This window comes from Anaerolineae bacterium (assembly GCA_013178165.1).
In the GTDB taxonomy this organism is placed as follows: domain Bacteria; phylum Chloroflexota; class Anaerolineae; order Aggregatilineales; family Ch27; genus Ch27.
This window is the reverse complement of the sequence record JABLXG010000050.1, coordinates 1-11,750: the sequence shown is the minus strand read 5'-3', so window position 1 is coordinate 11,750 and position 11,750 is coordinate 1. Positions and strand designations below refer to the sequence as shown.

Genomic DNA, 11,750 nt, shown 5'->3' with positions numbered 1-11,750 from the left:
TGCCAGAATCATGATCGCCTCTGACGACCGGGCGAACGCCAGCCGCCTGGGGGCGCAGTTGCGGGAGGCGCAGTTTAGCGTTTTCCTGCTGACGGATCACGCCGGAATCGCCGCTCAGATCGACCGCCTGCAGCCTGATCTGCTTGTGCTTTCACCTGCCGGGCCAGACAGTCCTTTGCTGGCAGTTTGGGATGAGCTGAAGAAAGATGAAAATCCACTCAGCTTCCTGCCTGTGCTGCTGGTGATTGAGCGCGATGTGCTCAATCTGTTCGGCGGCGTTGCCGCTGGGGCCGATGCCCTGTTGGTCAGCCCGTTTGTGGCGGAAGAATTGTTGATACGTGTCCGGGCGCTGTTCAACCTCAAGGCTCGCTTTGACCGCTTGCTACAAAGCAACTGGCAACTGACCAGTGATCTGGCCGAACGCAATCGCCAGCTGGAAGCTGCCCTGCGGGCAACCCGCGAAGCCGACCTGCTCAAGACTTCGATCGTTCGCAATGTCAGCCACGAGCTGCGTACCCCGGTTCTGCAGGTCAAATCGGCGGTGGCGCTGCTCAGTGAGGAAGTCCCGGCCCGCGATCCCGGTCGGCGTCTGATCAATATGGCGGTGGAAGCGATCGGGCGGCTGGAGACGACAGTCGCCAATGTGACCCAGCTGGCCGAAAGCCAAAACCTGAAACTGGAACCGGTTGTCATTGGCGAGAGTGTCCTGCTGGCCATCCGCAATCTTGGCCGCATCTGGAAGAAGCGGGATACACGCCGCATGCGGCGGCTTTATCCGCCGGAGACCCCGGTGGTGCTGGCCGACAGGCGCGGCGCTGCTCAGGTGCTCCAGCAATTGCTGGATAACGCCCTCAAATTCAGCCCAGACGGTACGCCTGTCGACATCCTGATCGAAAGTCGCCCGGCAGGTCAGGTGTGGGTAGCCGTGCGGGACTATGGAATCGGGATCGCTGCTGATCAACTGGGGCGAATCTTCGAAGCGTTTTACCAGGTGGAGTCGTCTTCGACCCGTCGCTTTGGTGGGGTAGGGTTGGGGCTGGCCATCGCTCAGTTGATCGCCAGCCAGATGAACACCCGGATCGAGGTGGAAAGCGTGCCCGGTCAAGGCAGCACGTTTTCTTTCATGCTTCCCCGTGTTGATCTCGATCTGGTTTCGCGCTCCTAAGGAGCAACCCGCGCGAATCCGGTATTGTTTCTGCTATGGGCATCGCTTATAATTCCGACTACGGACCATGGGGGAGTGGCGGAACTGGCAGACGCGCATGACTTAGGATCATGTGGAGCTATCCGTGCGGGTTCGAGTCCCGCCTTCCCCATCAGGAGCGCCGTAAGGCACCACAAGCGCCGGCAGTCGTGGCGCTTGTTTGTGTAAGGTGAGGCCGGAGCGTTAGATCACTGTAAGAGCGTCTTGCGTTCTCTGGTATAGCCCGAATCGGCATGCTATAATCCACGTCCGGTATCGCATAGGTCATCCGATGTCTGAGGAAATCCCCTTGAATTCACAAATCGAAATCCTGGAAAACCGTCTTGCGCAGATCAGGGTTGAGGTGAGCGCTGAGGCGCTGAACAAAGCCAGGCAATCGGCGGCGCGTAGCCTCTCACAACGGGTCAATATTCCTGGCTTTCGCAAGGGCAAGGCGCCCTACACGATCGTCCAGCGTTACCTGGGTGACGGGGCCATTCTGGAAGAAGCGATTGATCAGATTGGCCCTGACCTGTACGGTGAGGTGATCCGGAATTCAGACCTGGAGCCGTATGGCCCTGGCCAGCTGGAGAATGTTGAGAGCAAGGATGACGGTCTTGTGCTGGTCTTCCGCGTGCCGTTGACTCCGGTGGTCATACTGGGTGACTATCGATCCCTGCGTCGCGAGTTCACGCCGCCTGAGGTCAGTGATGAAGATGTCGAGAATGTGCTACGGCTGATGCAGAATAGCCGGGCCGAGGTCGAAGCCAAAGAAGGTCCGGCGACTACCGGCGACGAAGTGCGGCTGGATATCCACGGCGTGCTGGTGCCACAGGAAGGGGACGAGCAGAACCAGGAGATCGCCAACCTGTCCAAGGAGCCGCTGTTTGAGCAGATGAGCTGGCGGATGACGCTTGGCGATGCTACCCGTGAGCCAATGCCTGGATTCTCCCAGGCCCTGGAGGGCATCACCGCGGGCGAAACCCGTACCTTTGAGCTGTCTTTCCCGGCTGATGATGAGGATTACGAAGAGGCGCTGCGTGGCCGGGCGGTCGCCTTCACGGTGACCTGTCACGCGGTTAACGTGCGCTGGCTGCCGGAACTGGATGACGAGTTTGCCAGAACCTTTGCAGACGACGTGCAGTCACTGGATGACCTGCGCCAGAAGATCCGTAAGGACCTGTTGGCTGAGAAGACAGCACGTGTTGAGGCTGACTACGCTGATGCTGTGCTGGATATGATGGTGGAGCAGGCCCAGATCGAGTACCCGGAAGTGATGGTAGACGAGTACATTGACGATCTGCTGCATGACCTGGAGCATCAACTGCAGCGTCAGGGGCTTGACCTGACCGCCTTCCTGCGCATGCGGCAGATCACGGAAGAGCAGTTGCGGGAGGAATACCGGGAAGCGGCTATTGCCCGGCTCAAACGGGCGCTGGTGCTGCGCGAATTTGTCGAACGCGAAGGGCTGGAGGTTGATGGGCGCGCCATCGATCAGGAAGTGAAGTCGCGGGCCGCCGGCCTGAGCCGGGGCAATGAGCAGATCCAGGAGATCTTTGAAGAGCTGCTGAATAAGGATCAGGGTCGGCGGAACATTTCCCTGCAGATGCTGACACAGCAGGCCCTGGAGCGGATCGCCGCCATTGGTCGCGGGGAGAACCCGGAGACCGGCCCGGTACCTTATGTGGAGCCCGAAGCTGTGCCGGAGGAGATCCCGGCTGCAGAAGGTGAGAGCACAGCTTCGGAGCCAGTGGTCGCTGACGCAAGCGGCGCGGCAGAGCCGGTAGACGCTGCGCCGGATGCTGAGTAAGTCGTTGTTCTTGACGGTGGTGAACCGGTATTTAACGTAAGTATGCAGAGGCGCGGACGCGCTTCAAGGAGGGTATGGGATGTTGATTCCAATGGTTATCGAGACCAGCGGTCGTGGTGAGCGGGCATATGATATTTATTCCCTCCTGCTCAAGGAACGGATTGTCTTTGTGGGTACGCCCATCACTGACCAGGTCGCCAACCTGATCGTGGCCCAGTTGCTGTATCTCAACCGCGAGGACGACGAGAAGGAAATCCAGATGTTCATCAACTCGCCGGGGGGCATGATCTATGCTGGCCTGGCGATTTACGACACCATGCAGCAGATTAAGGCGCCGATCAGCACGGTAGCGGTTGGCGTCACGGCCAGCTTCGGGACGGTCCTGCTGGCCGCTGGTTCGCATGGCCGGCGCTTTGCCCTGCCCAACGCGACCATCCATATGCATCAGCCTCTGGGTGGCGCGCAGGGCCAGGCGTCTGATATCGTGATTCAGGCGGAAGAAATCGTGCGTCTGAAGAAGCGTTTGTTGCAGATCTTCATGGAGCACACGGGCAAAGACGCCGCTACGATTGAGCGAGACACTGACCGTGACATCTATATGACAGCCCAGCAGGCGGTTGACTACGGTCTGATTGACGCTGTGCTTGAGCCGTCCAAGATTCCGCTGCCGGTGAAGAAGTAGCAAGGGAACCGATCTGTGACTCATTTTCCAAGCGGGGAACAACGCTGCTCCTTTTGCCAGCGGGCACGGCACGAAGTCGAGCACCTCATTGCAGGGCCGAATGGCGTGTTTATCTGCAGTGAGTGTGTGCGCCTGAGCCTGCAACTGATCGAACAGGAAGCGCCCGCTGACTCTGACGGGGCGGAGTTCACTATCGAGCGCGTGCCCTCGCCGCGCGAATTCTACGACTATCTGAACGAGTACGTTATCGGTCAGGACCGCGCCAAACGAGTCCTGAGCGTGGCGGTGCATAACCACTACAAGCGGGTGATGGCTGGAGGGCGGCTGGCCGATGTTGAGCTGGAAAAGAGCAACATCTTGCTGATTGGCCCGACGGGCTGCGGCAAGACGTTGCTGGCCCAGACCTTTGCCCGCATCCTGGATGTGCCGTTCTGCATCGCTGATGCTACGGCGTTGACCGAGGCCGGGTACGTTGGCGAGGATGTGGAGAACATCCTGTTGCGCCTGATTCAGGCGGCAGACTGGGACATCAAACGGGCGGAAAAGGGCATCGTCTACATCGACGAGATCGACAAGATCGCCCGCAAGAGCGGCGACAATCCGTCAATCACCCGCGATGTGAGCGGTGAAGGCGTCCAGCAGGCCCTGCTCAAGATCATCGAGGGCACCATCGCCAATATCCCGCCCCAGGGCGGGCGCAAGCATCCCCACCAGGAATTTATCCAGATGGACACCAGCAATATTCTGTTCATCTGCGGAGGGATGTTTGACGGGATTGAAGAACTGGTCGCCAGCCGCATTGGTGTACGCGGGCACCTGGGCTTTAAGGAACAGGGTCGGAAGGAGATCACCCAGACTGACCTGCTCAAGCAGATCACGACTGATGACCTGATTCACTATGGCATGATTCCGGAACTGGTGGGGCGCATTCCGGTGGTGACGCATGTCGAACCGCTGGACGAAGAGGCACTGATGCGCATCCTGGTGGAGCCGCGCAACGCGCTGACCAAGCAGTACCAGCAATTGCTGGCGCTGGACAATGTCGAGCTTATCTTCACGGAAGACGCCCTGAAGGCAGCCGCCAGCGAGGCGATCAAACGCGAGATCGGCGCGCGTGGGCTGCGCAGTATCATCGAGGCGGTGCTCTTGGATGTGATGTTCGAGATTCCGGGCCGTCCGGATATCCGGCGTGTGATAGTCAACCGTGACGCCATCGAGGGGCGGAGCAAACCGCTGATCCTCTCGGAGAATGACCGCACCATTGCCTGGTCGGCGGATGGCAGGCTGGAAAGCGCCGCCTGATCCAGTGCGACGGAAAGACGCAACGGGGTCGCCCACACGGACGGCCCCGTTTTGTTCTCCAGGGCTTTTGACGGGTACGAATTGCTAGCGTACCGCTGCCGGAATCACCACTTCGGTCAGGGGGCTAAGCGCCGCCTGAAACGCTTTCACATCCAGCAGGCCGCTGCCGCCGCCGGCCTGCCAGTAGCTGGGAATTACCCAGCGCGGCTTGAGGACCCTGACGGTTTCGATGGCGTAGTCGATTGCCAACAGGCCGGTGCGTCTGTTGCGGACCGGCAGGATGGCGATATCGGGATGCAGGAACTGAGTATCCGGCAGAACGACGGTATCGCCCGCATAGAAGATGTCGTAAGTATCCATGGCGATCAGGAAGCCAATGGGAGGGATGGAGTCGCCGTCACTGGCGGGCGAACGGGTCGGATGAGAGGGTACAGCGGTGATCCGCGCCCGCTGGCAGGTTATGCACTGCCAGGGACGTAACACCTGCGCTCGATGCCCGGACAGACAGTCGGCATCCTGGGTGTTGGCAATGATCAGGGTTGAGGGGCCACACAACCGGTTGAGCACAGCCGGGGAGCAGTGGTCATAGGTGGCCTGGCTGATCAGGATGACATCCGCCTGTTGGCGGTCAGTGGTGATTCCAGAAACCGGGTTGATGTAGATGCGCGGCGGGCCGTGTACAAAAAATGTGCCATTGCCCAGCCACTGGATTCGATCAATCATCGTATACCTCACCGGGATGTTTTTTGATTCTAGCACTGCTTCAGCCGAGCCTCAAATGTTCCTGTGCAGGGCGCACAAGGGCAGGGTAGGGCGCAAACATGGCGCGGGATCGGCTTTGACGTATAATGCAAGACTGTACAGGAAAAGCGCAGATCATCTTTTAGTGCCATCAGTTGCGCCAGAGTGTGGCAAGGATATTGGACCATGACCGGACGTATTCCTCCCCGACCGCCTCGCCAGCTAGAACAACAATCGCCAGCCCAGCCGCGCGCTCAGGCGTCCGAGGTATGGGCGCCCCCTGTCATGCGTTCGGTGGCCGATACCGGATTGAATATGCTGACCATTGCGGACCTTGTCCTCAAGGTCATCTACTTCAGTGGCCTCATGACGGGCCAGCAGATCGCGGATTTTGTCCGCCTGCCGTATCAGGGAGTTATCGACAACGTACTGGATTTTCTCAAGCGGGAAAAGCTGATCGAGGTGCGCGGCGCCGCCGGGATCAGCGCAGTGGCAGCAACGTACCAGTACATCATCTCTGAGAAAGGTTCTGAGAAGGCCCGTGAAGCGCTGGAACGCTCCCAGTACGCCGGGCCGTGCCCGGTGACACTGGGCCAGTACATCGCGGCGATGCAGGAGCAGAACCGGGGCCGGCGCTCGGTGACCCAGGAGCAATTGCTGGGATCGCTCAAGGATCTGGTGGTGTCCACGGAGATGCTCAACAAGATCGGTCCGGCAGTGAACTCCGGCAAGTCGATCTTCCTTTATGGCCCGCCGGGCAACGGCAAGACGACGATCTCCGAAGCGGTAGGGCGTATTGTCCTGGGCGGCGATCTGTGGATTCCGTTCGCTATCGATATTGACGGGCAGATTGTGCGCGTCTTTGACAACGTGCACCATGAGATCGTGGAAATGGTGCCCGGCGAAACCGCCGCCAGCGCCAGCGGGCGCACCGGCGAGAAGCGCGATCCGCGCTGGGTCAAGATACGGCGACCGGTGATCATGGTAGGCGGCGAGCTGATGCTGGCTGGCCTGGACCTGGTTTACGACGATATCAACAAGTACTATGAGGCTCCTTACCAGGTCAAGGCGAATGGCGGGATGTTCCTGATCGACGACTTTGGCCGGCAACAGGTACGCCCGCGTGACCTGCTCAACCGCTGGATTGTGCCACTGGAGAAGGGGGTGGACTTCCTGACTCTGCATACGGGGCGGAAGATCGAAGTGCCCTTCTATGTGATGATCGTCTTTTCCACCAATCTGGAGCCGCGCGAGCTGGTTGATGAAGCCTTCCTGCGTCGAATCCGGCACAAGATCGAGGTCGGAGACCCTACGTACGAGCAGTTCCGTGAGATCTTCAAAATGGTGTGCGAGCGCAAGCACGTGCCCTACGACGAGCAGGGGTTGGCCTATCTCCTGCAGGAATGGTACATCAAACGTAATCGCAAGCTGCGCGCTGTCCATCCGCGCGATCTGATCGATCAGCTCATCGATATCGCCCGTTACCTGAACTGCCCGCCGCGTATGACCAGGGAGTTGCTGGATCGGGCGGCGGAGAGTTATTTCGTTGAGCTTTAGCAGGTGGGTGAGCGCGGTCGGGGTATGGGCCAGTGTTCGTCCGCCTGGCGGGGCGGTACTGTGAACTGCGCCGGCACCTCTGCGTGTTGTCCTTCAGCGGCTATGCTGTGATCAGGATGGAGCCAACAGCCGCATCATGACGCGTCATTATGACGGAGCGCCCATTGCTCGCCATCTGGTGTTTATCCTGCGCGATGGCACCTTTGTCGTGCAGTGGGATGCAGACCGTGTGCAGGATCTGCTGAGTGGCAGGCTCCTGCCTTTTCAGGATAGCGACTATGGTCATCCCGTCAGCGATGCCGATCTGGAGCGCTTGCGGGAGGCAGGGCGTGTTTCTCATTTTGACCGGGCGTATGTATGGCTTCATGCCCTGCCGGAGCAGCAGCGCTTCAGCGAGTTTTCCGTCCGGGAAGAAACAACCGGGCGCACCCGCTACTTCTATGTCAATACGATCCTGCCGGAGTCGGAGCTTGCCAGGATTGAACACTCCCTGCAGGAACTGGGCCTGCACACCCGCTTCAGGGCCTGCGAACAGGGCGGCTTGGTGGCCATCATGAACCAGGATGGCCAGCCGTTCAGCCACCTGAGCGACGCGGAATATGCCCAAGACCTGCTGCGGCAGGCCGCGCCGCAGTTGCTTCAGGATGCCACCGTGGCTTTTGTAGAGTTTGACACGCGCCGGGTGATTTCCCGTGACGATCGCAATCGCATCGCTGTTGCCGATCTGGATACGCTGATCGCCAGCCAGACTGAGCGCATCGCCGATCCGGACAGGACTGTGGTTGGGATTGACAATGATGAGGAATTTCTCTCGCTGGCTGCAGCCACGATGCGCGATCTGGGGGTGGCATTTGTGCCGGTGGCAACCTCAGGGCAGGATGGATTGGTCACCGTTGAGGACCTGGTGCCCGATCTGGTAGTGATGAGTCTGGTTATGCCCGACATTCACGCCTGGCAGATTCTGGCGCGGATGCGCGCTAACCAGGCGCTGGCGCACATCCCTGTGATTATCGTCAGCGCACAGGGTACGCAGTCGGACCAGATCTTTGCCCTGACGGTGGCCAAAGTACATGACTTCCTGCCCAAACCGGTGGCGCCCAGTGAGCTGCGCCGCAGCGTCTGGATGGCGCTTCATCCCCGCTAGAGCATATCTGTCTGCAATTACTACCCGCGTGCAGGCAATGCTGCCTTACCACCGGGCATGGGCTGGCACCCTTCCACGCCGGGCAGGTTATAATCCTGGCTGGTGGGTGGATCAGAGAATGACGATGAGGGAGTTATGATCAAGATCGTGACCGTGGCCGAAATGCGCGCCATCGAGCAGGAAGGTGACGCTTCTGGCGTTAGCTACGATCAGATGATGCAGAATGCGGGGCGGGCGCTGGCTGACCGCGTGCTTGATGTGCTGGCGGCGCAGCCGCCGGCGCGGATCGTAGTGCTGGTCGGACCGGGCAATAACGGCGGCGATGCGCTGGTTGCCGGGCGGCTGATCGCGGCGGAGAGCGCTCATGAGGTCAGCTTCTATCTGGCCCGTCCCCGTCAGGACGACGATCCCAACTACGCAGCCGTCCGGGAGGCCGGCCTGTTCATTGCTGAAGCGGCCAGGGATCAACGTTTCCGCGTGCTCAAGAATCTGCTCAGTAACGCACAGGTGGTGATCGACGGCGTGCTGGGCATCGGCCTCAAGCTGCCGATCGCGGGCGATCTGGCGGAATTCATGGATGTAGCACGCAAGGCGATCCTGACGCAGCAGCAGGCATCTTCTTCGCTGCGATCCTACGTGACTCCCGACCTGCCCGTTGCCTGCCCGCCCCGGCAGCCTTATGTCATCGCGGTGGATTGCCCCAGCGGTCTGGATTGTGACACTGGTGCGCTGGATCCACTGGCGATTCCAGCGGATGAGACGGTGACTTTTGCGGCGGCCAAACTGGGGCAGGTGATCTTCCCCGGCGCGGCTGCCTGTGGAGAATTGCATGTGGCCGGGATCGGGTTGCCGCGGAAGCTCCCCAGCCGTGATCGCGTCCGCCTGGAGATGCCAACTGCCGCCGACATCCGGGCCTGGCTGCCCGCAATGCCCCCCGACGCCCATAAGGGCACTTTTGGTAAGGTGATGGTGGTGGCTGGCTCGCTGAATTACACGGGCGCGGTGGCGCTGGCGGCGGAGGCTGCCTACCGCGTTGGCGCAGGGCTGGTAACCGTCGGTACGCCGGAGATCGTTATGCCGCTGCTGGCGCCACAGGTGCCGGAAGCGACCTGGCTGCTGTTGCCCCATGATCTGGGCGTGATTGCCGAGGATGCGGCGCCGCTGGTGCGCGAGCAGGCGCAGGGGTACAATGCCCTGCTGCTGGGGCCGGGTTGGGGCCGCGAGGGGGCGACCCGCGATTTTCTGCTGGCACTGCTCAACCGGGAGCAGCAGGAAGCGCGCCATAGCCGGATCGGTTTTGTCCCGGGACGTGCTACGCCCGAAGCGAGCGAGCAGCGCGATGAAAACCCCTTGCCGCCACTGGTTATCGACGCGGACGGCCTCAACCTGCTAAGTACCCTGGACGCCTGGTGGAAGCTACTGCCGAAAGGCACAGTGTTGACGCCACATCCGGGTGAGATGGCTCGCCTGACCGGCCTGCCGCGCGAGGAAGTTACCCGGCAACGGATCGCCCTGGCACAGGAGAAAGCGGCGGCGTGGCGGTGCGTGGTCGTCCTCAAAGGGGCGTATACCGTGGTTGCCGCGCCTGATGGACGGACAGCTGTCCTGCCCTTTGCGGAGCCGGCGCTGGCAACCGCGGGCACGGGCGATGTCCTGGCCGGGGCGCTGGCCGGGCTGATCGGGCAGGGAGTCGGGGCCTTTGAGGCGGCGGTGGCTGCCGCCTATCTGCATGGGCTGGCCGGTAGGCTGGCGGCCCGGTGCGTCGGTAACCGGCGCAGCGTGGCGGCGCGGGATGTGCTGCGGGCCATGGCTGCAGCTATGAACCAGGTGGAGGGAAGCACCGGCCTGTCTTGATGGCACAGGGCTGGCCGCTTGCGCCGGGCAGGCCGGTCAGACGGTCGACCTCAGGTTGTTCTCACTTGTTGAGGGAAAGCTCGATCCGGCGTTGGCGGGCGATGGCTTTGCCTTCTGCGAGGGCGTCAACCGGACGTTCCCCCAGGATGGCCCGCTGTACGCTGGCCAGCGCCTCGCTGGCCAGTTTGACCAGTTCCTGGCGGGTTTCCGCGCCGCTGCGTGGGCTGCGCCACATGCCTGCAATAGCACCGACTACACCGCCCAGCAGCATCCCCAGGACAAACGCTCCTTCACCCTGATTTCTCTGTGAAGTCTGCATGACTGCCATTCCTTTGCCGGTCGCCCTACCGCACCAGCCGGAAGATCCTGAACAACTCTCTGAGCACCGCGCCCAGGAATGCCAGAAAGCCGCTGGCCCGGATGACGGGGTCGGCAACATTGCGGCTGACAAACGTTGCCGTGCCCTTCACCGTGCGCACGGTATCGCCTGTCTCCTGCAGGATGGGCTGAATCTCGTTCTGCAGCAGGTTGATCAGGCGGGCGATCTGCAACACCAGGATGATCAGCGCCACGCCGATGAGTAACCCCTCGAGGGTCAGCACAATGATGAAGAAGTCGCGGAGAATCTCCAGCCCGGCAGCGGCGCCGGGATTGGTGAAGGCCAGGATAAGTGCGACGAGGAAACCCAGCACAAGGATGGCGACCAGGGCAACAATGAAGCCAACGACCAGCCGGACGGTGCTGTTCCCCTGACTCTTGCTGCCGGGTGCTGCAGCAGGGGAATCCGGTTGACTGTTGGCGGGTTTTTGATCGCGCTGGGTGCTTGGCGGTACATCAGGCATAGTAACCTCGCTTGGTTGCCAGCTCAGTATAGCATGCGTTCTGGAATGCGCTAACGTCTGGTCGGGCGGGCGATCACCAGACGGGTGAGCACCAGCATCAATATCGCCCCGCTGACAGCGGGGAAGACACGCAGCACGCCGATCTGCAGGAGTGAGATGTTGAGTAGCACACCGACCAGGTGGCCCAGGGCAAAGCCAATCCAGCCGATCAGCAGGTACAGCGCCAGCCAGCGGATATCGCCGCCGACCACAAGGTGAAAGGCGGCGCCGCAAATCGTGGCCAGAATGAAGGCGAACGTAAACGCTGGCGACGGCATGGCATGTCCCTCTTGAGGTGCAGGTTGCTGGGCCGGCTTGATTCCAGAATGGCTTGATCCTAGCAGAGAATAGGACAGGCGACAAAATCTCTGTTTGAGAGGGGTGCATTCCAGATTGGGGGCAAAAAAACGAGAAGCTGGCGGAACACTGAGGAGGGATGGGCAATTGGAAACAATACTCGCCCGGCTGGTCCGAGAATGCCCTGATCCCCCCGTGTTGAGCAGATATTCGTGCTGCGTTTGGTTTGGCTTAAGCCATGACTTCGATGACCTCTGGGCTGTGGCGGCTTGATCCTGCCCCAAATTTGGAATGCACCC

General features: G+C 60.8%; 11 protein-coding genes and 1 tRNA gene. 8 read left to right on the top strand and 4 right to left on the bottom strand.

Features of this window, described 5'->3' with window-relative positions; all coding sequences use genetic code 11:
* From HPY64_17840 to clpX, 5 genes are all read left to right on the top strand, one after another.
* On the top strand, positions 1-1,165 hold a 1,165-nt coding region (locus HPY64_17840; GenBank protein ID NPV68989.1), incomplete at its 5' end, for a hypothetical protein.
* 69 nt (positions 1,166-1,234) lie between these two features.
* A tRNA-Leu gene (locus tag HPY64_17835) sits at positions 1,235-1,316 on the top strand.
* 177 nt (positions 1,317-1,493) lie between these two features.
* Positions 1,494-2,993: a trigger factor gene (tig, locus tag HPY64_17830; GenBank protein ID NPV68988.1), complete on the top strand. Its 1,500-nt coding sequence runs from the start codon at positions 1,494-1,496 to the stop codon at positions 2,991-2,993.
* Between the two features lie 79 nt (positions 2,994-3,072).
* On the top strand, positions 3,073-3,675 hold the full coding sequence (locus tag HPY64_17825; GenBank protein NPV68987.1) for an ATP-dependent Clp protease proteolytic subunit: 603 nt from the start codon (positions 3,073-3,075) through the stop codon (positions 3,673-3,675).
* Positions 3,676-3,690: 15 nt separating this feature from the next.
* Positions 3,691-4,977: an ATP-dependent Clp protease ATP-binding subunit ClpX gene (gene clpX, locus HPY64_17820; GenBank protein ID NPV68986.1), complete on the top strand. Its 1,287-nt coding sequence runs from the start codon at positions 3,691-3,693 to the stop codon at positions 4,975-4,977.
* A gap of 84 nt (positions 4,978-5,061) precedes the next feature.
* On the opposite strand, the gene HPY64_17815 is transcribed toward clpX, so the two are convergent.
* On the bottom strand, positions 5,062-5,700 hold the full coding sequence (locus tag HPY64_17815; protein NPV68985.1) for a hypothetical protein: 639 nt from the start codon (positions 5,698-5,700) through the stop codon (positions 5,062-5,064).
* Positions 5,701-5,916: 216 nt separating this feature from the next.
* Between HPY64_17815 and HPY64_17810 the strand changes: the two genes are divergently transcribed.
* The 3 genes from HPY64_17810 (at position 5,917) to HPY64_17800 (ending at position 10,273) form a co-directional block, all read left to right on the top strand.
* Entirely contained in the window at positions 5,917-7,275 is a 1,359-nt protein-coding gene (locus HPY64_17810; GenBank protein NPV68984.1) for an ATP-binding protein, read from the top strand.
* Between the two features lie 136 nt (positions 7,276-7,411).
* Entirely contained in the window at positions 7,412-8,419 is a 1,008-nt protein-coding gene (locus HPY64_17805) for a response regulator (GenBank protein ID NPV68983.1), read from the top strand.
* A 135-nt stretch (positions 8,420-8,554) separates the two neighbouring features.
* On the top strand, positions 8,555-10,273 hold the full coding sequence (locus tag HPY64_17800; protein ID NPV68982.1) for an NAD(P)H-hydrate dehydratase: 1,719 nt from the start codon (positions 8,555-8,557) through the stop codon (positions 10,271-10,273).
* 61 nt (positions 10,274-10,334) lie between these two features.
* On the opposite strand, the gene HPY64_17795 is transcribed toward HPY64_17800, so the two are convergent.
* The 3 genes from HPY64_17795 to HPY64_17785 are packed head-to-tail and all read right to left on the bottom strand — an operon-like array spanning position 10,335 to position 11,432.
* The gene (locus tag HPY64_17795; GenBank protein ID NPV68981.1) at positions 10,335-10,592 is read right to left on the bottom strand and encodes a YtxH domain-containing protein; all 258 of its coding nucleotides are present in this window, start codon (positions 10,590-10,592) and stop codon (positions 10,335-10,337) included.
* A 25-nt stretch (positions 10,593-10,617) separates the two neighbouring features.
* Positions 10,618-11,115 (bottom strand): hypothetical protein, encoded by a 498-nt coding sequence (locus HPY64_17790; GenBank protein NPV68980.1) that lies wholly within the window; start codon positions 11,113-11,115, stop codon positions 10,618-10,620.
* A gap of 50 nt (positions 11,116-11,165) precedes the next feature.
* A complete protein-coding gene (locus HPY64_17785) occupies positions 11,166-11,432 on the bottom strand; it encodes a hypothetical protein (GenBank protein ID NPV68979.1) in 267 nt (88 codons plus the stop codon).
* Positions 11,433-11,750: the final 318 nt, after the last annotated feature.

Bases quoted from the DNA above. Each gene is read 5' to 3' on its own strand.
- HPY64_17790 (NPV68980.1), bottom strand. From the start codon at position 11,115: ATGCCTGATGTACCGCCAAGCACCCAGCGCGATCAAAAACCCGCCAAC.
- HPY64_17800 (NPV68982.1), top strand. From the start codon at position 8,555: ATGATCAAGATCGTGACCGTGGCCGAAATGCGCGCCATCGAGCAGGAA.
- HPY64_17825 (NPV68987.1), top strand. From the start codon at position 3,073: ATGTTGATTCCAATGGTTATCGAGACCAGCGGTCGTGGTGAGCGGGCA.
- HPY64_17805 (NPV68983.1), top strand. From the start codon at position 7,412: ATGACGCGTCATTATGACGGAGCGCCCATTGCTCGCCATCTGGTGTTT.
- HPY64_17815 (NPV68985.1), bottom strand. From the start codon at position 5,700: ATGATTGATCGAATCCAGTGGCTGGGCAATGGCACATTTTTTGTACAC.
- HPY64_17785 (NPV68979.1), bottom strand. From the start codon at position 11,432: ATGCCGTCGCCAGCGTTTACGTTCGCCTTCATTCTGGCCACGATTTGC.
- HPY64_17795 (NPV68981.1), bottom strand. From the start codon at position 10,592: ATGCAGACTTCACAGAGAAATCAGGGTGAAGGAGCGTTTGTCCTGGGG.